Origin of the sequence: Xenorhabdus yunnanensis (assembly GCF_028598805.1) — a bacterium.
Classification (GTDB): Bacteria; Pseudomonadota; Gammaproteobacteria; order Enterobacterales; family Enterobacteriaceae; genus Xenorhabdus; species Xenorhabdus yunnanensis.
Genome location: NZ_JAQRFI010000004.1, coordinates 1 through 21,490 on the forward strand (window position 1 = coordinate 1; position 21,490 = coordinate 21,490).

A 21,490-nucleotide genomic window follows, 5' to 3' on the forward strand; every position below is an offset into this window, starting at 1 on the left:
ACGGAAACAGCATTTAATGAATGAGGCCAGAGATAGAATCGCGCCATTGCAGGACGCCGCCGATTTAGGTATCGCCACCGACACAGAGAAATCCGTACTCACCGCATGGCGCAAATACCGTGTCCTACTCAATCGGGTAGATTGCTCGACCGCCCCCGATGTCAAATGGCCGGAACAGCCACAATAATGACAGGTGCATAGTGCCCCTGTGACATCCCTGAAGGCTGTCGCTTAGATATCCGCGTCCAGATGCCAGCCGATTCGGTGTGGAATGTGGGGCGGAAGTAGTATTTTTGCGTCAACTGGTTTTACATTATTACCCTGCCTTGTCAACCAGATTGGATTTGTTGAATGATCACTTTACGTTAATAGAGTAAACATCGGCAGATTCGGTGTGGAATGTGAGGCAGGGGGAGAGTGATTTGGGGCTGTGATGGGTGGGACGAATTTGGGACACAAAAGTTTTCTAATGTCTTTCTAACATTTTCAAACTTTTTCAATGTTGTGATGTGAAAGTGTGATTTTATGCGGTATCTGATTGATTTAAAATTAAAACTACTGACTTGTAATCAGTAGGTCACCAGTTCGACTCCGGTAGCCGGCACCATACAAAAACCCGTTATTTTCCGTAACCAATCGGTGAAATAGCGGGTTTTTACTTTTTCTTCCCCTAATCCCTCCAATCTTTCCAAATTGCCAGCTTGTTGGTCTTGCTTGGTATAATCACATATTCGAATTACAACGTTATTTGAACAAAATAGTCATTTGAATAATACCGCTAGCGGTTATTTAACATACTAATAAATTATGTTATTAAAAATAGACAATTATTGGGTACAGTTATGTCATTTCAATAAAACAAAATTGAGACATGAAGACATTTTTAACTTCACCTTGATAGTGTAATCATTTATTTACATGTTGTGTACCATAGATTTGACAGATATAAATCAATCATTTAACCTGCCAACCTTATAACAATTTTTTTAACATATTCAGAAATGAGGATCGCGTGAAAAATCGCACTATTGGCAGTATTTTTATCGTCGCTGGAACGACGATTGGAGCCGGGATGCTGGCAATGCCATTGGCAACGGCAGGTGTGGGATTTGGAACTACATTCGCCATGTTAATCGCCCTGTGGGCTTTGATGAGTTATACCGCCCTCTTGCTCGTGGAAGTTTATCAACATAATAAATTTGATTCCGGATTAGGAACCATTGCGAAACGCTACCTTGGGTTAGGTGGGCAGGTGTTGACTGGCTTCAGTATGCTTTTCCTAATGTATGCGCTAACAACTGCTTATATTAGTGGTGCAGGAGAGCTGCTGGCGGCTACCCTTTCTTCTTGGTTAGATAAACCTATTTCTGTTTCTGCTGGAATCAGCATTTTTACCATTATTGCTGGCGGGGTAGTCTGCATTGGAACCCAATCCGTCGATTTAATTAATCGTCTGCTGTTTACCGCTAAAATAGTTTTTCTGGTGATCGTACTCGGTGTAATGATGCTTCATGTTGATAAAATCAACTTGATCTCCATGCCTATTGAGCAAGGACTAGTGCTCTCTGCCATCCCAGTGATTTTTACTTCATTCGGATTCCACGGTAGTGTGCCAAGCATCGTTACCTATATGGGAGGAGATACCAATAAGCTACGAAAAATCTTTGTTATTGGTAGTGCTATTCCACTGTTCGCCTACATTCTGTGGCAATTGGTCACCCTCGGAGCTATTTCTTCAAATACATTTGTTGGCATTCTCGCACAACAATCTGGCCTGAATGGGTTATTGCTAGCAGTCAGAGAAGTTGTCGCCTCTCCAAAAGTAGAGCTTGCCGTTCATCTGTTTGCCGATCTTGCGCTAGCTACCTCATTCCTCGGTGTTGCTTTAGGGCTGTTTGATTACCTTGCTGATCTTCTTAAACGCCGCAATAATGCCAAAGGGCGTTTACAAACAGGGTTAATAACTTTTGCTCCACCATTATTCTGTGCATTGTATTACCCTAATTTTGTTATGGCGTTGACATTTGCGGCAGTTGCTCTGTCCATTCTCGCGCTGTTATTGCCTTGTCTACTGGTTTGGCGTAGCCGTAAAGAAAATCAGGAAGGTTATCGAGTCAAAGGTGGGAAGCCTGCGTTAGTCTTAATTTTCCTGTGTGGGCTTGCGGTTATCGCCATTCAAGTTGGTATCGTTACAGGCATGCTGCCACAAATAGGATAATTTCCCTGCCTGAACTATCTGCATCAATTTTGATGCGGATAGTGGCTAATGAATAACGAAATTGATGAAACATCTAGATTCATAGACATAAATAGCGTTATTTTTCACAAATCTCACTATATTCCTCTATTACCCACTGTTTAACGAGTTGACGAGAGACTTTTATTCCGCCATTTTTCAGTTGTGAAGGTAATAAATAACAGGTAACAGGTCGCTGGAAAGCAGCGATTTTATCCGAAATCCAATCAATAATTGTTTCTGTCAACTCAGGATATTGAGTTTCAATCACAGCTACTGGTCGATGACCAAATTCAACATCAGAAATGGGAACCACAAAACTCTGTTCAATTTGAGGATGCTGGTTAATAACCCGCTCGATATCTTCTGGCTGGATACCCTCCCCACCACTGAAAAATTGGTTGTCGAGACGCCCTAAGATCCGTAACTCTCCTTGTTCAAATATTCCCCGATCCCGAGTCGAAAACCATCCCTCATTATCTATCAATGGGTTCAATTCTCCATTAAACCAATAGCCGCTCGCAATACTGTCTGCGCGTATCTGAATTTCTTCATCCACTAAGCGAACGGATTTGCCTGGAAGCGGATGCCCTACACCAGGCAATCCATCAGCCCGCTTTGCGCAAACAGTTGATGCCATTTCTGTCAACCCATAACCACACCAACAGCGAATACCCAATTCTTCAGCTCGTACCACCAGTGATGTCGGTATCATAGTGCCTCCCAACAGTACTTCTTTTAACATCAATGGATATTCATGTGATTGTTCCAACAAACGCCAAAGTTGAGTAGGTACAAGAGATGCATGAGTACAACCAGATAATGCAAGATTCAGTGGATGCAAATCCCGCAGTATCAATGTTGCTCCTGTTTGCAACCAGCGCCAAAGGATGCCTTGGCCTGAAACATGAAACAGCGGTAATGAAAGCAACCAACTATCATCTGATTGAAAATCCATGCAGGAAAGAATGCCTTGCGCACTGGCAAGATGAGCGCCAATGGAATGTACCGCAGCCTTAGGCAGCCCAGAAGAGCCCGAAGTCAGGATCATGCTGGCAGGACGTTCGCTTTCCCACAATACCCACCGTTCATGCTCTGCTGGAAATTTTTGTTGCCAGTTAAGTTCTTTAACTTGAATAACCGGCGAAGGTGAATCCGTAAAATCCACCCCATAATCAATATTGAGATGAGGCAACAACTCAGCCAACAGGGAGTCAGGCAACTGAGGATTAAGAGGCAATGCTCTTGCACCACACCGTAAGACAGCAAGATAACACAGCAGAAGTTCCGCACTATTTTTACCCCTAAGAAGCACACCGCTACTTTCTACGACTCCCTGTTGATGGAAATGGCGGGCAATGGCATTGATTCTTCGTGTTAATTGATACCAATCTAATTGCTCATCATATAATTGAACAGCCTGTTTTTTAGGCAAAGCCGAGGCCCAATGCTCCCACGGCCACTGCGCCCACTCTGTCACTGGCATTCACAACTCCACACCGTTGCCAGCCTATCAAAAGTGCGATCAAAAGTGACACACTGAATATCACTATCTGGCCAACAACGGATGAGTTGTGACTGTATAAGATGCAGAGTATCCAAGCCCGGGAGTGTATCCGGTGTGAACCATTGAGCGAGACGAGCTAATTGTGTCAACCCAAAGCTACTTTCAATACTGGAGCTAATCACTGCCTCCAATCCTAATTGATGTGCCTGAATAATTAACTGACGGCAATGGTCAATACTGCCTACCAATGTTGGTTTAATGATGATGGCAGAAACCCCCTTTTGTGCTTCCACCTTAAAATCGGCTTCACGTACACTTTCATCCCATGCAATGGCGATACCTGTCTCACGAGCAAATGCCAGAGATTCTTCTCGGGTTTTGCAGGGTTCTTCGATAAAGGCGATTCTCTGCCGAAAATCTGGATTGACATATTTGACGAAACCCTCTGCTTTTGTGCGTGTCCAACTACGATTGGCATCTAATCGTAGTTGGAGATCAGGCACTGCTTCAAGCATAACATTCACTACCATGCCATCTCGTACAGCCTCATACAGCCCAACCTTCACTTTTGCAATCTTCTGTCCGGCCATATTTCCTAAACGCAGAATCACATCATCGGGATCACCCGTGCATAATGGCGCCTTGCGATAATTGACCGTTTCAGGCAGCTTTCCCTGTAATTCAGCCAATGCACAGCTTATACCAAACGCAACGGAAGGAAGATCACTTTCTTCTGGCGGCGTGTTGCGCCAAGGTTGTTGTAACCATTGCTGCAACCATTCCACAACCGAAATCTTAGCTTGCTCAAGCGTTTCATGGCTGAATTCCGGTAATGGGGAAATTTCTCCCCAGCCATCCCATTCATCTTCCTGCAAATGAACCAAAAAACCATCACGGGTTTTCAGACGCTGATAACGCAGAATAACACCGGCCTCCATTGGCAGGCTGAATTGGTATAAAGTCGCTTTACGCATTACGGATTACGCTTGAATTTACTGAAATCAGGATGGCGTTTTTCGTTGAACGCATTACGCCCTTCCTGCCCTTCTTCGGTCATGTAGAACAACATAGTGGCATTCCCCGCCAACTCCTGCAAACCAGCCTGACCATCACAATCGGCGTTTAATGCCGCTTTCAGACAACGCAATGCCATTGGGCTGTTTTCCAGCATTTCACGACACCAGCGCACAGTTTCTTTTTCCAATTCGGCATAAGGTACAACTGTGTTAACCAGTCCCATATCCAATGCTTCTTCAGCACTGTATTGGCGACATAGGAACCAGATTTCACGCGCTTTTTTCTGTCCGACGATCCGCGCCATATATGATGCTCCCCAACCGCCATCAAAGGAGCCAACTTTAGGGCCTGTCTGACCGAAAATGGCGTTATCTGCTGCGATAGTCAAATCACACATTAAATGCAAGACGTGCCCACCACCAATTGCATATCCTGCAACCATGGCAACCACGGGTTTTGGACAGGTACGAATCTGTCGCTGAAAATCCAATACATTCAGATGATGTACTCCACTGTCATCTTTATAACCACCATAATTACCACGGATTTTTTGGTCGCCACCCGCACAAAAAGCCTTTTCCCCCATTCCCGTCAGAATAATTGCACCAATGGCCTCGTCATAACGGGCATCTGCCAACGCCTGAATCATCTCTTTGACAGTCAGAGGACGGAACGCATTGCGCACCTGTGGGCGATTAATCGTAATTTTGGCCATACCATCTGCGGATTTATGGTAGAGAATATCTTCAAACCCTTGAGAACAATTTTGCCATTCAATAGGGGCATACAATTTGTCTTCGCTTGGGTAACGCATTACTGTATTTCCTTAACCAAAAAGTGATAAAAAATGGTTCACTGCGCTAGAAAAAGCCGCAGGATTGCCATAATGAGCATTATGTCCAACCCGGGGGATGGTTTTTAATGGCAGTGTATATTGCCGCGCTATGTTTTGGAATTTACGATCATTTTCCCCACATAAGTAGGAGAAAGGAATGGTTATTTGCTGCAAATCAGGAACCAGCCAAGGTTGTCGTCCTAACGAGGTATTTTCCAGCATATCAGCAATGCTGTTTCCCCTGTTTTGACTGCGCAGGTAAATAAATTGAACACGCTGCGCTGCCGTTAAATCAGCAAATACTTGCTGTTGATACCAATCAGCCAAGACTGACGTTATTGGTTCTTGACGAAAGCGTTGCGCCCAACGCCGATCATGCTGCAATCTCGCATCACGCTCCTGCCGGGAAAACAATCCGGGGTTTCCCCCTTCCACCAGCAATCCTCGCAAGCCATCATATTCACCATGAATCGCATGGTACATAGCAATTCGTCCTCCCAGTGAGTAGCCTATCAAACAATAATCATTGATTTGATACTCGGATAAAGTTGCACTCAGCAACTCGCTCATTTCAGCAAAGCCACTTGTCAGCGCAACATCGGCAGAATTACCGTGCCCTGGTAAATCAATCACCAATGAAGGATATTGATCACAAACACCCACCGTAGGAGACCAATCGTCCCCCTTTCCCAATAGTCCATGTAACCAAACTAACCATGTCCCTTGATTATGCGAATGAAACATTTGGCACTTTAATTTCACAGATCAGCCACCTGTTTCAGTAGCTCTTGCAGGCATATGGCTCCTTCACTGCCCGAAACTTTTAACTCAATCAATGTAGTCTCTTTACGCTCCCATGCTTGTTGGGCACACTGTTTTAATTCCGACCAATTTTGTGGTGCAGCATAGTGCAAACCGAACATAGCTGCGGCATGATCAAAATTGACATCTTGCGGCATACAATAAAAACGCTGGCGTTCTTCCTGCGGCGTTGGTAACAAAGAAAAAATCTGCCCACCATTATTATTCACTATGATCAATAGCATGGAATTAGAAAGATGACGTAATAAAGCCAGACTATTTAGATCATAGAGGGCAGAAATATCGCCTACAATCGCCAGTGTTGGTTTATCTGTTGACCGTTGTGCACCTACTGCGGTTGAGATCAATCCATCAATTCCGCTGGCGCCTCGGTTGCTGTAAACCGGATAGCCCGCTGGAAGCTGCCCTAAAGCATCAATCAAACGTACAATCAAGCTATTGCCGATAAATAATTGCCCCTCTTCTGATAACAATTGAGGCAGTTGATGCGCAACTGCGGCTTCGCTGAATTCTCCTGCCAACTTTGTTTCAACGCATTTAGATGCGCTTCTTGACCATGTATTCAATTCATCTGCCCAAGACACGCACAAATATGCAGGATGTTCCCGTAGCCAATCAGCTACACTGCAAGTGAATTTGCGGCCTCTGTGGTTGGCTGGATCAAGCCTGCCTGCAATGGGATCAACAACCCAATACTGCTCAGGCTGGCATTTGGCCTGCCATTGCAACAATCGTTTTCCTGTCAGACTGGCACCAAACTGAATCACCAATTGCCCTTGTGCCAAAATCTTTTGGGCACGAGGATGATTCAGCCATAAATCGGCATGTGGCAAAGGCTGCCCTGTTTGAGACAACACATCACCAATTAGCGGCCAGCCTATATCTTTAGCCCATTGAGCGACAAATTTTCCTTCTTCAGCGCTCATTCTTCCTGCCAATACAATTCCCTGTTTTTTCTGCCAGATATCCCAATCTGTTGCCTTGATCGTAGTATGCATTTCTGGCTGAACCAACCACGGTTCATCCCCTTGCCACCACTCTCCCAAAGTTTGTAGCCAATCTTGATGTGCTGTCATCTCATTGCCATACAAAGGCTCAGCAAACGGGCAATTAATATGCAAAGCGCCTTGTTTCAGGTTTGACATTCCAGTATCTATGGAAGAAACCAACCAACTGGCAGGAATATCTTTGGTCGGACGTGGCAATGCTAAGGTTTGTGTGGGATGAGAAGCAAAAATACCTATCTGGCGAATAGCTTGATTCGCGCCACAATCGATTAATTCAGGTGGTCTATCAGCAGTGAGAAATACCAACCGCTCTCCCGTCAATCCTGCTTCAATCAAGGAAGGATACAAATTGGCGACCGCCGTTCCAGATGTCACAATAACCGCAACTGGCTCTTTTCCCGCTTTTGCCAGCCCCAACGCCAAATGCCCCAAGCCACGCTCATCAAAATGGGTATGACAGATCAACTTATGGTTTTCTGCGGCAGCCAATGTCAATGGTGTCGAACGAGAGCCGGGAGCAATACAGACATGGCGCAATCCGTGGCGGGTCAATGCTTCCAATAAAAGTTCCGCCCAACGGCGATTAAATGCACTGTTTGACATAGAATGCTCAACAACTTCTTTTCAAAAAATGATGCCAAAGAATAGGAGATATTATATAAGGCATCCTTTATCTTAATGCCCGTAAAAACGATTTCTTTATCTTAGTTCAAGGAATTGTTATTTAATTGGCGATATTTTCGCTATAAGAAACAAATGTAAAGCTAATTGATAATAAAATTTGGGCAGAATTTTACATAAAGGTTGGATATAAATAAGATAGAAACCAGCCACAAAAAGAGATCATGGCTGGTCATAGGATTGGATGTGTTTAAAGCAAGGAATTAAGGATAAATAATATCCAAAGTTGTGGTTGCATTCGCTTTGCCAGCAGTAATTCGAGTTCCTGTTTGTATATAACGAGCTTTTAAAGAAACAGAGTGAGTTCCGTCTGTAGTGTTGCCCAGTTTAACTGGTGAATTAAATTGGATGGGATGGTCGTGGTATAAAACCTGAAGACCAATTCCACTCGCTGAATTCCTGTCTTGATCCAGATCCAATACATCGCTAAGGCCGCTTAGCGTACCTGTACCAAACGCTAACTCAAGGGGAGTATTGGTATTACAGCTCAATTCAATAGCGAATTCCTTTTCTCCCGCAGTGCTATTAACCCCAGAGAACTCAGTGCTTCCTATTTTTCCCATTGGAACAAGAATGTCCCTTCTTTGCAGAGAACAACTAGGAGTGATAAAACTTATGCTGCTGAGGTGATAAGAATATATGGCTGTTCCTTCCAGATACGCGGTAAGCGTACCAGACTTTATTACACCTGAGCCTGTTTGATTTTCTGTTTTCACAAACTCGATTTTAGCTTCATGCTCTTGGGGATTAACCCGTATTCCGATACCCGATACCCCAGAGTCATAAAGGTCTTGACTACCGTTTGCCGTGATAAGGGGATATCCTGAAAACTTCCACTCTATCTTTGCCGATGCATCACAATAGATTTTATTCAGCTCCATGGGTTTGACTGGATAGGAATCAATGATTCCACCAATATGAATCTCCCGACTTACCGGAAAAATGCCTGAATTGATGGAAAAATTTTGTGCGATATATTTAGGCCCAAAATGGCAGGACTCTGTGTGACCACAAATACTGGCAAACAATCCAATCAACGCACTGCTGGCCGCCAGTAATAATCGATATTTCTTATAGACAATAAACATATGAACCTGATCCTATTCGCAATTCATATCTAAGGTATATACGCCAGATTGAGGCCTTTTTTTCGGTAGCGTGTAATTAACCACACAATCTTTGGTGCTTGATGTTCCCCATTTGATCCTCAATTTGCCGCTATCCGGCATTGCAGTGAGATAAACTTGCCCTTCACTACTGACGAGAGCACGATGCAGTTCATCAACTCTATTTGCCTGGCCTACGTTTTCATTTGCGCCTTCTAATATCACTTTTGCTCCAAAAGGCACTGGCTTGCCACGGTAAGTCAGGTACATCAGAACCCGGTTTCCCATTCTTGCCTTAAAGTTAGCCAGAACAAGTGCACCTTTCGTTGGAACAACGGATTGAGTATTCACATCAATATCGACATCATCAGAAAATGAATGAGGTTCCAGCGCCACCCGATTTTTACGATAACTGCTGGCATACGGCACAATCGCATAACCGTTCCAATCTGTGGCAACTGAGGTATTGTTGGCAACTTTGATGCCTTTTGCGCCTTCAGCTCGAACCAAGACTGCATTTTCCCCCAATTCTTGAGATAAAGTCAGACCATACGGATGGATGACAATTCCCCCATTAATGCCATAACTTAGCTGCTTGTTTTCGCGTTGCTGATAGCTATAAGACGCACTGATTCGACCATAAGAACTCCGATATTCCCCATGTATATTTCCACCCACGCTTTCGCTTTCATTGGCATGGCCCTTACTGGAATAGCCCTTACTGGAATAACTCTGTTGCAAACTGTAGAACAAGTTATTATCTTCAAGCGCGGTTCCATTCAGGCTGACTTGCTGTGCAATTCTGCCGTGCTGATTGAGAGTGGCGCTATAATTCGCCCAACTTCTTTTCAGCCAACGATCAAGAGGCACATTGATAGCAAACGCAAACAGTTGTTCATGCTTACTAGAGTTTGGATGAAGGTTATAGGCATAATTCAGGCTATAACTGATCCCTTGGCGGCTAATGTGATAACTTGCATTAAGTGAACGCTCATGACCATTTTGTTTCCAATAATCTTGCTGCAATGCTGTTAGAGAAACGCTACCAAAATCCCCCAATGTTTGGTTAACTTGCAATTGCAACCTGTTTTTTTTATTAAAATGAGAAAAAAAGCGTCGGGTATCCCCAAAGCGGTTAGCCTCACCAAAATTGTAAAATCCTTCGGTTGAATAGCTATAATTCGTCAATGCCAAATTTGTTCCGGTCATTGAAAAATCTTTTGTATATCGCAGACGATAAGCCTGCCCTGTGGATTTTTTAGTTGAGGATAACTCTGTATTAGCATGGGTTGCATCGAAAGAAAGCGCCCCCAATTCTTCCAAATTCGTACCTGCCCCTAACAAAACAGATTGATAGTCACGGGATAAAATTGTGCCACCATAAACAGTCAACCTATTGTGAAAGCCATAGCTCAACGTTCCCTGAGAAAAATAAGGTTTACGTTCTTTGCCATTGACTGAACGATAATGTCCCATTGCAACTGAGTATCTGTGCCTCCCTTCCCGTAACATGGTAGGTGTGATAGCAAATGCTTGGATAAACCTGCGTTCCTTACCATCTGCCTCTTTGATGATAACTTCCAGATCACCACTGGACGTTGCTGGATAAAGATCGCTGATTTCAAACGCACCGGGTGCAACATAAGTCTGATAAATAACATAGCCATTTTGTTTGATTGTTACCTGTGCATTACTTTGAGCAATACCACGTACAGTTGGCGCAAAACCATTCTGGCTATCCGGCAACATATTTTCATCAGATGCGAGCTGAATTCCGCGAAATTCAATGCCACCAAACAGTTCACTGGAAGTAAAATTGTCACCAACTGTCAGTTGCCCCTGAAGTGATTGAATATCACGTTGCAAATAGGTATTAAGACTTTTCCATCGTTGGTTTTGATCGGAATAAATCGCATTATTACGCAAACGCCAAGAGTGCCAATTCATTCCTGACCTGAGATTAAAATAATTATTCTGTGTTGAATTATGGTGCTCATTCCAGTTTGTAGCACCACTATAATTATAATTAACCAATAACGCGGTTAATCCTTGATCCCAAGATTCAGGAGAAACATAATCCATCACCTGCTGATTCAAAGCAATTTGAGGAATACTAATATTTAATCGTTGTCGATTAAAATCAAACTCAGTATTGGCATACGGAATATATTGGTTGATATCTGTAATCACAGTCTCTGGGGATAAGCTTGCCAATTCAGAAATATTACCAATTTTAACACCCATATCCCGCCATTTATTAAGTGTAATTTTAGGCTGTAACTTACCATCCACTAAAATAAATTCGATATTTCTTTCATTCACCAGCTTAGAATTTAAATAAATATCCACCCAGTAAACACCGGGTGGTTGAATACCAGCCTGAAAAATAGATAAATCCATATCATCAGGTAAGTTCCCACCAATTTTTAACGCGTGGATGTTAAATTTATTTTCCGCGTATGCGGTTAAATGATAAAACAAATTACTAACCACAATTAATATAGAAAGTAAAACTCTATAACTCCTGCCAAGGTGGGATCGTTTGGCAAGATTATACTTAACATACTTTGACATATTTAATTTTCTGACAATATAATGAATTAGCTCTGATAGCTATTAGATATGCTTTCCTAGATATGGTTTTAAAACTTAAGGCCAGCAAACTCTGCTTTTGTCACACCACCATAATCATTGATAGCTTTCCAACTTACTTTCTTAGCACTCATCAGTGACAAAGGCCAACTTGATTGGCTAAAAGGCTTAATCATTCCCGCATATTTAATTTCTTGTTCATCAACACTAAGAGATGAAAGAGGGATAAAATAAGGTGTAGGGTTTTCAGCCACCAACAATCCATTTTCGTGTTTAAATTCTAATTTCTTATAAGCAACCGCTGCTTGTTCTTTCAGTTGTACAGGACGATAAAATAGTTTCAAACGTGAATTCACGACAATCTGCAACTGATTTATATTTGAATCGGTATTTAATGATTCAGGGATCGATTTAATATTAATCCAAAATATCGATTCCCTATCCGTTGGCAGTTCATTGCCAACCTTAACAATACGTAAAATATTTTCATTATTTTCCGACAAGTTAAATAAAGGTGGTGTTATAACAAAAGGCGTTTTGGTTTTATCATTTTCATCTTGAATCCAACTTTGAATGAGATAGTCAGTCTTCTTTTCTGGATTCTTAATCGAGACAGAAACCTCTTTTTTATCACTTAAATAAATAATTCTAGTCCCACCAATAATAACTCCTGCGATGGAAATGTTGCAACTAAAGAAATATAAAATAACAATAAACAATAAACAATAAACAATAAACAATAAACAATAAACAATAAACAATAAACGATAATATGACATAGTTATTTCTCCGCCAATCCATAATTGGATATATTCAATTGAATAACCCAAGCATCCTTGCCAGGTTTTATTCCCCTCCACTCTTAAAGCCGCAACAGAATTAATTTCGCTACGACTTAAAAACTATTGGGTATACAATGTCCATAATATCAAACTGTTAATTATAAACCACAGTAAAGTTAGTTACTGCATTAGCAGAGCCAGGGCCAACCTTTGGCTTTGTAGCAACATACTTGGCAACAAACTTCAATTCTTGATCAACACCTAAGTGAAGAGAATTAGCATTAGAAGCTCCTGCAACAGGAACGCGGGCCTGAGTATCAGCTTCATAAATACCAATAGCGATACCAGTTGCAGCATTATCTACTTTAGTCAAAGACAAAAGATCCCTGTTATTGCTATCACTCGGGCCATCAAACTTAATAAAGACGTTCTTTTCTTTCGTATCTACCGGACAATCAGTCAATTTAATCCGGAATGCAGTCGGCGCAGCCGTATCATTGACTTGTTTAAATGCATCGGCACTAACAACACCCATATTAACGGTTTGATCAGCAGAATCACCATGAACCTTACAAGCATTCTGTATTACTTCTCCATTAAATCTAACTGTCCCATCTCCTGCATTTGCGGTTGCGGCAAATAAAGAAGATATAAAAAGAGAAGAAATAAGCAGCTTAGATTTCATTAAATTAAACCCCATTAGTCAATATACAAAAACATCCTATCGGCTAATTACAGACGATATGGAAACAAATTTACTTACTTGATAGACCGTTTTCGCACAATATACGCTGCATCTTTCAAGCGGCTGTATTACTGGCTTTACTCACACCAATTACTAATCATATGGTTCACATACATGGTCCATACGTAATTCCCCATACTTTTGTAAATTCGTTTTCTTTCCACCATACCGCAACTTGAAATCTAAGGTATAAACCGCGCATCTACAGCAATTGTCTTTTACGCACTTATGTTCCCCTACGTGGTTTTTTATGGGGTTCATTCGTACATTTCGGACAAGTCGAGATCATAATAGCTATAATTTCATATAGATCAACACGAAAATCTAAATTATATTTATATTTAGTATTATATACTGCAATATTCCTAAATGTTTACTAAATGACATTATATATAGGTGAAATCAATGAATTTAATTCTAAAAATTCACTAATTTAAAAATAATATATAATTAGCAAACTAATGATTATTATTACTCCATATATTTTCTCCATGGTTTTATTTACCAGATGAAATAATTTATTAGGTTATTTATTTATTCTTGAAATAAAGCATATTAATTAAAAATTTATTTTTATAATTCAATTGGATAAGAATAAAAAGAAAATGCAGGATGAATAAAGTCTGATCGGTAATTGAGTTAATATCATCTAAGATAAATCTCAGTATGATCATTTAATGATCAATAATTTATTTATTATATTTATTAATTTTAAAGTTATAATAAACCATAGAAACAAAAATATTTGACGTTATCTACAGGAAAAAACAGTACCCATATAATTACTAATGTAAATTAATTACATAGCATTGATTGAAATTCACTCACCTCTAAACACCGAAAATCAAAAAAATCCATAAACGCATTTGTGGAAATTGACGAAGTTGCAGCTTTAAATCTATTGGTTAGATCATAAATTATATATCAATGATAAAAATAGCATTTAATTTCGAAGTATAGCCACCACACGATGTGTAAACTATATTTTTATACTGAAAAAATCAGTTAATTTAATTTCATTAATTTATTTCAAATAAAAACATCAACAACAAATAACATTCACTTATTGGTAATAAAACATGATTATAATTGTAAATAATCTAGTTAGTAAAAACATTTATGAAAAACATTCACTTTCAGCCAAAGTATTTTTATTGAATCTACTGACAACATTAGAATTTATTTTTCAAAACGTTTTAGCATCAGAAAAAAATAAATTCAACCAATTGATTTAAAAGGAATAAAAAAATAACAACCCAGTAAAATACCTAATGATAATTATTAAATAAAAATACAGTACCCATACAAAATTAAATTCACCTAATTATTTTGAGAAATTTTTCCATTGATATAAATTCACACAATACGTATTATTCTGCCTCTTCAAAAATGAAGAATGTAAAAATTCACCTTAATCTAAATTAAACCCAACTCCGTCTGGTTCTGCTATTTGTAAAACCAATAAGCAGTATAAAAAGGGGATAGCGTGTCATATCTTTATTTCCGTCCGATGGGCTTTCATAGATATCGGTATAAATTGTTATCGTTATTTATATCTCTAGGTTGTTTAATCACAACAGAATCTGCTCAAGCAGATTACGATGCATTAATTCAACAAGCCAGAAATGGTAATACTGAACCCATGCTCGAATATATTCGCCAGGAAGAGAAACAACATCGCCTTTCTGCCTCAAAAATTGCTGATTGGTTACAAGTTGCGAGCTGGGCTGGGCATGACGATGAAGTCATTTCTCTTTGGCAACGCTATCGCTCAGTGGCTCTACCCGCCAGAGGAATCTCGGCCGTTGCCCGCGCCTATCGCAACCAACGTCAATGGACACAAGCAATACAGATATGGCGCACTGCCCTGGCTTTAGATCAGCAAAACAGTGATACCAAAGCTGGTCTTATCATGACACTCGCCGATGCCAAGCAAGACCAAGAAGCCCGCCGTTTGGCAAAAGATTTATTGGCTCATCAACCTAGCGCCGCCAATTACCGTTTGATGGCCTATGTTGATCAAGCTGCCGGGCGTACATGGGGTGCAATGCAAATACTTTCCACCGCGCATGAACGGTTTCCCGATAATAAAGAAGTCGCTCAAGATTATCTGTTTAGCCTAAAAAACAATCGGGTCAGTAGCCCTGCATGGCATTTGGGACAACAGCATTCCACACAATTGACCACTGAACGATTAACCTCTGAACAATTAACCTCTGAACAACTGCGCAAGCTGGAAACGGATGCTGCGGCTGAATTGGTTCGTTTGTCAATGATCCCCAATCGTAGCGAAAAAGAGCGGTTTGACATTGCTGATAAAGCACTTGCTCGCTACGAGAACATGCTCAATCAATGGCACAACCTAGCCGATGCCCAACAGGATTCTCAACGGGCACGTATTGATCGGCTTGGTGCTCTTCTTGCTCGCCATCAGATGCAAGAAGTCATCAATGAATATCTGATCTTACAAAAACAAGCCGAGCAGAAAAAAGGCCTGCATGTTCCGGAGTATGCGCAGAAATGGGCAGCGGCAGCTTATCTGAACCTGCGCCAACCAGAAAAAGCGCGGGATATTCTGCGCTCCCTGAATCGTCCCAATGAAAATATCGTGCCGTTTGGGGAAATCTCACGGCCCAATATCCCCCCCGAAGATGATATCGTTCTTTTTTATGCCAATGTGGAAAGTGAGCATCTGGATGCAGCTCAACAGCTTGCCACCAATATCAAGCAACGCAATCCTCATATGCTTAATGTCTTTGGATCACCCATTCGCATTCCCAATGATGGTTGGCTACAAGGACAGCAATTTTTAGCTGAATCGGCACAATTACATGAAGATCTTCCAGAAGCAGAAAAACGCTTTGCCCATTTAGCCCGAACAGCCCCCGGCAATCAGAAATTACGGATCGACTTGGCTGCTATCTGGCTGGATCGTGGTTGGTCACGTCGTGCTGAAAGTGAATTAAAACAAATTGAAGGACTTGATCATCGTAATTTGTCATTGGAAATCCAACAAGGCTATACTGCCCTTGCTCTGCAAGAATGGCATCAGATGGATTTGCTGGCCGATGATGTTATTACCCGCGCACCAGAAAATATGCTTGCCAAACGCTTTAACCGTCTGCGCAATGTGCATCACATGTCAGAATTGCGCATTAAAGCTAGCCAAGGCATAAATTCAGATAACCCCAAAAGCGGTAAACACAGTTCAGATATTGATGCTGTACTTTATAGCCCTCCCCTTGATGATAATTGGCGCTTATTTGCTGGTGGAGCTTACAACCGCAGCCAATTTTCAGAAGAACGGGGCTTGAATCGTGATTTGCGCGGTGGTGTGGAGTGGCGTTCGCGGGATTTTTGGCTGGAAGGTGAAGTTTCGGCACGTAATTATCAGCATGGCAGCAAGATAGGCTTGAGAATTGCGGGGTGGCATGATTTCAATGATCAATGGCGTCTGGGTGGCTCCGCAGAACACCTCGCCCGCAATACTCCCCTGCGTGCATTGAGCAATAATATCCACGCGAATGGCGGACAGATTTATACTCTCTGGAGATATAGCGAACGCAGTCAATGGAGTGCGCGTTTTGCACCTTCATTCTTCTCAGATGGTAATCATCGCTTTGAATATGGCATTGACAGTCTTCAACGTCTATATACCGCTCCTTATCTCAAACTTGATACGAAGCTGGAACTGAGTACAACTCACAATACTCACCAGAATACACCTTATTTCAACCCCAAAAGCGACTTTACATTCCTGTCTGAATTGGAAGCAGATCACATAATGTATCGGCATTATCAAACCGTCTGGAGCCAGCAGATTGCGGCAGGTATTGGGCAATATTGGCAGCAAGAGTACAGCAGAGGTCTTATCACAATGGTGGGATACGGCCAACGGATTAAATGGAATGACGTCATTGATGCAGGTGTAAGGATCACGCTGGATAAACGTCCTTACGACGGTAAACGGGAAAGTAATCTGCAAGCTACCTTTGATTTAATCTATCGGTTCTGAAGGATTTTTTATGACACACAATATTTTTCGCCATTGCTTGATGATATCGGCACTGCTGATTAGCTTGTTTATTCCTCAACTGCACATGATGGCATACGCAGGAAAACCTGATTTCGTTCCACCAGCGCAACGGCCTCTTTCCATGAATGAACGCCCCTGGCCCAAAAATAGTTTTGTGGTGCTGGCTTACCATGATGTTGAAGACAATGGTGCAGATCAACGTTTTATGTCAGTCCGTACCAGCGCATTGAACGATCAATTTGCATGGTTGCGGGAAAATGGCTATCAGCCAGTCACCGTCGATCAGATCCTCACCGCCAATCAGGGCGGTACACCATTGCCGCCAAAAGCAGTATTGCTGACTTTCGATGATGGCTATAGCAGTTTTTATCATCGTGTATTTCCATTGCTTAAAGCCTATAACTGGCCAGCCATTCTGGCTCCTGTCGGCGTCTGGGTTGATGTACCAGCCGGAAAACCCGTTAATTTTGGTGGATTGACAGTACCGCGGGAACGCTTCACTACTTGGGAACAGGTGGCTGAAATGTCTCGTTCTGGTTTAGTGGAAATAGGTTCGCATACTTATCAGCATCATTATGGTGCCATCGCTAACCCACAAGGCAACACAGAACCTGCCGCCGCTGTTCGTATTTACGATCCCAAGACAGGTAAATACGAAAGTGAGCAAGCGTTTCGCCAACGGCTGGAAAAGGATATCGCCACTATCACCCAAAGAATTGTTGCTGCCACCGGCAAGCAACCACGGGTTTGGGTGTGGCCTTATGGCATGGATAACGGTATTACACTGGAAATCGCCAAACGCTACGGCTACAAAATGGCACTGACTCTGGACAATGGGCTGGCAAACGTAAACGATCTTGATAATGTTCCCCGGATATTGCTTACCCATAACCCTTCTCTGAAGTCGTTTGCTGAGCAGGTAATTCAGGTGCAGAATAAACGGATTTTACGGATTGCCCATATCGATCTGGACTATGTTTATGATCCTGATCCCATTCAACAAGCCAGCAATCTCGATCAACTTGTACAACGCATTGCTGATCTCCGTGTCAATACCGTTTTCCTGCAAGCCTTTGCCGACCCCAAAGGCGATGGCAATGTACGTGAACTCTACTTCCCTAACCGTTGGCTGCCGATGCGGGCTGATCTATTTAACCGTGTTGCTTGGCAACTGCACAGTCGTCTGAACATTGACGTTTATGCGTGGATGCCCGTTCTGGCATTCGAGCTGGAGCCTTCACTTCCACGGGTAATGAGCTATGACGAAAGTTACAACAAGCTGTTTGTGAACCCGACACAATATCGTCGCTTATCGCCCTATAACCCAGACAATCGTCAAAGAATCAAAGAGATTTATCAGGATTTGGCTTCCCATACCATTTTTCAGGGCATCCTGTATCACGATGATGCAGTGATGTCTGATTTTGAAGACGCTGGCGCAGATGCCATCAAAACTTATCAAGCCGCAGGATTGCCTGCCTCGATTGCAGAAATTCGGCAAGATCCGGAACAGTTCGCCCGTTGGACACGTTTTAAAAGCCAATATCTGATTGACTTTACCCATGAATTAACCCGAGAACTTAAGTCAATACAGGGTCATCAGATAAAAACTGCACGCAATATTTTTGCCATGCCAATTCTGGAGCCAGACAGCGAAGAGTGGTTTGCCCAAAATCTGGATGATTTTCTTACTCACTATGATTGGGTCGCCCCAATGGCAATGCCATTGATGGAAAATGTGCCACTGTCAAAAAGCAATCAGTGGTTATCGCGCTTGGTGAAAATCATTGCACAACGTCCACAGGCGCTGGATAAAACGGTCTTTGAACTCCAATCCGTAGATTGGCGCAAGCCTATGGATAAAAGAGCGATCCCCGGACATCAATTAGCAGAATGGATGCGTCAATTGCAGCTCAATGGTGCTCAGAGTTTCGGTTACTACCCCGATGACTTTCTCAATAATCAACCAGAAATGAACGAGGTTCGCCCGGTTCTTTCTCCTGAATGGTATCCACTTAATGATTGATCGTATTCTTGCTTTTATAGTGCTCTGCCTTGTATTGAGCATCCCTCTTGGCATCGCCGTCACTTTTACTGGTGAAGTCATGCTGAACTTTGTCTTTTTCTGGCCATTGTTTATGTCAGCCATCTGGGTTTCAGGGGGGATCTACTTTTGGTTCTATCGGGAAAGACACTGGAAAATTGTTGATAAAGAAGCCCCCCATCTTGAAGGTGAGCCTCTGATTTCAATTTTAATCCCTTGCTATAACGAAGGGCCAAACGTTCGCGAAACACTGCTGGCAGCATTGAACCAGCGCTATCCCAATATTGAAGTCATCGCAATCAATGATGGTTCAACTGACAGTACCGCTGATGAACTCAATGCTATGGCAAAACAACATCAAGCCTTGCGAGTGATACACCTGAAACAGAATCAGGGAAAAGCCACTGCCCTTCAAGCGGGAGCCGCTGCCGCTAAAAGTGATTATCTGGTTTGCATTGATGGTGATGCCCTGTTGGATCGCGATGCTGCGGTTTGGTTGGTCAAGCCCATGATTGATCATCCCCGCGTTGGTGCTGTTACCGGCAATCCCCGTATTCGCACACGCTCCACTTTAGTTGGACGTGTTCAGGTCGGAGAATTCTCTTCCATCATTGGCCTGATCAAACGTACTCAACGGGTTTACGGTCAAGTCTTTACTGTTTCAGGGGTTGTTGCCGCGTTTAACCGCAGGGCACTCGCTGACGTGGGTTATTGGAGTAATGACATGATCACGGAAGATATTGATGTAAGCTGGAAACTCCAGCTACACCATTGGTCTATCTTTTTCGAACCCCGTGCCATTTGTTGGATCCTGATGCCTGAAACCTTGAGGGGACTATGGAAGCAACGATTGCGCTGGGCGCAGGGTGGAGCCGAAGTTTTCCTGAAAAACCTACGTAAATTGTGGTCATGGAAATATCGCCGCATGTGGGTATTGTTTGCCGAATTCTGCTGCTCCGTTATTTGGTCATTTACCTTTGCCCTTTCCATCATTTTATTTTTTCTCGGAATGCTCATCACATTACCGGAAAACATTCGCGTCTATACACTATTTCCACCCGGATATACAGGATTAGTTCTGGCGGCTACCTGCCTGATCCAGTTTACTATCAGCTTAGTGATTGAACGACGCTATGAAAAACACGTTGCCTCATCGCTTTTCTGGGTAATTTGGTATCCGATGGTCTATTGGATGCTAAACCTATTTACGACCTTGGTATCTTTTCCCAAAGTGATGCTCAAAGTTCGCAGAAAACGTGCTCGCTGGGAAAGCCCTGACAGAGGAATAGAGAGAATCGAATCATGAAAGATCCACTGATTTTTACTGAGCAAAGACTATCGCCTCGTTTAATTGACATCCTGTTAACGGTTCTGGCTTGGGTTGGTTTTATCTATTTATTCACGATGGGATTATCTCATTTCTCCCATAATGGTCCCAGACCATTTGTTTCAGTATTTACTTCAGCATTTACTTTAGAACCAGGGTCCATTGTTCTTTATATTGCCATCGCCATATTTAATGCACTCTTGCTAATTGGCTGGGCAAAATACAATCAACGTCGATTCAGAACCGAACGTCGTCGCCATCGGCCTGTTTTAACTCATGCTGAAATAGCACAGAGTTTTATTTTGGAAAAAAATTTATTAGACATCTTAAGACAAAGCAAAGTTTCCAGTATCACTTATGACAATCATGGACATATAATAAGCATCGATGAAAATACATCAAAATAAAGATAATAATTATTTATTAAAAATGAAATTATAATAATAAGGTATTAATTTAATTTGAATAATATTATTTAGTTAGTAAAAGATTTACAACCTATCTCATTCGGTATCATTCTTTGTGCAGTCACAGTAATACACAGTCACAATAATCGTGACAACCGTAATTACAGTAGCTGTAGCGACAAAAGTGGCAGCAACGAAAAAAATGATTGTACAAATATCTTGATGAGATAGGTTCTAACTGGGAACAGACTTTACCAATAACCTCAACATTATTACTTATACCAAACACTATTATTTACACCATATGAAAGACGAATATTGGGACTCGTTATGCAACTGATTGAAC

At 42.1% G+C, this 21,490-nt stretch carries 16 protein-coding genes; 6 read left to right on the forward strand and 10 right to left on the reverse strand.

Going from position 1 to position 21,490, the window contains the following annotated elements; genetic code table 11:
* The coding region (locus tag PSI23_RS02610; protein WP_273553609.1) for a tail fiber assembly protein at positions 1-187 on the forward strand (187 nt) is incomplete at its 5' end.
* Between the two features lie 382 nt (positions 188-569).
* On the opposite strand, the gene PSI23_RS02615 is transcribed toward PSI23_RS02610, so the two are convergent.
* Positions 570-692, reverse strand: coding sequence for a hypothetical protein (locus PSI23_RS02615; protein WP_273553610.1), 123 nt, complete (start codon positions 690-692; stop codon positions 570-572).
* 380 nt (positions 693-1,072) lie between these two features.
* On the opposite strand from PSI23_RS02615, the gene tyrP reads away from it, so the two are divergent.
* Entirely contained in the window at positions 1,073-2,218 is a 1,146-nt protein-coding gene (tyrP, locus tag PSI23_RS02620) for a tyrosine transporter TyrP (RefSeq protein WP_306309496.1), read from the forward strand.
* Positions 2,219-2,315: 97 nt separating this feature from the next.
* Here tyrP and menE read toward each other — a convergent pair whose 3' ends face one another.
* The 9 genes from menE to PSI23_RS02665 all read right to left on the reverse strand — a co-directional run bounded on the left by menE (position 2,316) and on the right by PSI23_RS02665 (position 13,270).
* Positions 2,316-3,722 carry an o-succinylbenzoate--CoA ligase gene (menE, locus tag PSI23_RS02625; protein WP_273553612.1) on the reverse strand — a complete coding sequence of 469 codons (1,407 nt, stop codon included), beginning with the start codon at positions 3,720-3,722 and terminating at the stop codon, positions 2,316-2,318.
* Complete coding sequence (gene menC / locus PSI23_RS02630) at positions 3,713-4,717, reverse strand: o-succinylbenzoate synthase (protein WP_273553613.1); 1,005 nt, start codon at positions 4,715-4,717, stop codon at positions 3,713-3,715. Before menC ends, menE begins: the two co-directional genes overlap by 10 nt.
* On the reverse strand, positions 4,717-5,574 hold the full coding sequence (menB, locus tag PSI23_RS02635) for a 1,4-dihydroxy-2-naphthoyl-CoA synthase (RefSeq protein ID WP_273553614.1): 858 nt from the start codon (positions 5,572-5,574) through the stop codon (positions 4,717-4,719). The genes menC and menB overlap by 1 nt, the downstream gene beginning before the upstream one ends.
* 12 nt (positions 5,575-5,586) lie before the next feature.
* Positions 5,587-6,339, reverse strand: a complete 753-nt coding sequence (menH, locus tag PSI23_RS02640) for a 2-succinyl-6-hydroxy-2,4-cyclohexadiene-1-carboxylate synthase (RefSeq protein WP_273553734.1) — start codon at positions 6,337-6,339, stop codon at positions 5,587-5,589.
* Between the two features lie 14 nt (positions 6,340-6,353).
* On the reverse strand, positions 6,354-8,027 hold the full coding sequence (gene menD, locus PSI23_RS02645; RefSeq protein WP_273553615.1) for a 2-succinyl-5-enolpyruvyl-6-hydroxy-3-cyclohexene-1-carboxylic-acid synthase: 1,674 nt from the start codon (positions 8,025-8,027) through the stop codon (positions 6,354-6,356).
* 281 nt (positions 8,028-8,308) lie between these two features.
* A complete protein-coding gene (locus tag PSI23_RS02650; protein WP_273553616.1) occupies positions 8,309-9,193 on the reverse strand; it encodes a fimbrial protein in 885 nt (294 codons plus the stop codon).
* A 12-nt stretch (positions 9,194-9,205) separates the two neighbouring features.
* The gene (locus PSI23_RS02655) at positions 9,206-11,692 is read right to left on the reverse strand and encodes a fimbria/pilus outer membrane usher protein (RefSeq protein ID WP_273553617.1); all 2,487 of its coding nucleotides are present in this window, start codon (positions 11,690-11,692) and stop codon (positions 9,206-9,208) included.
* Between the two features lie 161 nt (positions 11,693-11,853).
* Positions 11,854-12,582 (reverse strand): fimbrial biogenesis chaperone, encoded by a 729-nt coding sequence (locus PSI23_RS02660; RefSeq protein ID WP_273553618.1) that lies wholly within the window; start codon positions 12,580-12,582, stop codon positions 11,854-11,856.
* A 157-nt stretch (positions 12,583-12,739) separates the two neighbouring features.
* Positions 12,740-13,270 (reverse strand): fimbrial protein, encoded by a 531-nt coding sequence (locus PSI23_RS02665; RefSeq protein WP_273553619.1) that lies wholly within the window; start codon positions 13,268-13,270, stop codon positions 12,740-12,742.
* A 1,546-nt stretch (positions 13,271-14,816) separates the two neighbouring features.
* On the opposite strand from PSI23_RS02665, the gene pgaA reads away from it, so the two are divergent.
* The 4 genes from pgaA to pgaD are packed head-to-tail and all read left to right on the forward strand — an operon-like array spanning position 14,817 to position 21,144.
* A complete protein-coding gene (gene pgaA, locus PSI23_RS02670; RefSeq protein ID WP_273553620.1) occupies positions 14,817-17,345 on the forward strand; it encodes a poly-beta-1,6 N-acetyl-D-glucosamine export porin PgaA in 2,529 nt (842 codons plus the stop codon).
* 40 nt (positions 17,346-17,385) lie between these two features.
* A complete protein-coding gene (gene pgaB / locus PSI23_RS02675) occupies positions 17,386-19,392 on the forward strand; it encodes a poly-beta-1,6-N-acetyl-D-glucosamine N-deacetylase PgaB (RefSeq protein WP_373567277.1) in 2,007 nt (668 codons plus the stop codon).
* Positions 19,385-20,716: a poly-beta-1,6-N-acetyl-D-glucosamine synthase gene (gene pgaC / locus PSI23_RS02680; protein WP_273553621.1), complete on the forward strand. Its 1,332-nt coding sequence runs from the start codon at positions 19,385-19,387 to the stop codon at positions 20,714-20,716. The genes pgaB and pgaC overlap by 8 nt, the downstream gene beginning before the upstream one ends.
* Entirely contained in the window at positions 20,713-21,144 is a 432-nt protein-coding gene (pgaD, locus tag PSI23_RS02685; RefSeq protein ID WP_273553622.1) for a poly-beta-1,6-N-acetyl-D-glucosamine biosynthesis protein PgaD, read from the forward strand. Before pgaC ends, pgaD begins: the two co-directional genes overlap by 4 nt.
* The last annotated feature ends 346 nt before the right edge of the window (positions 21,145-21,490 follow it).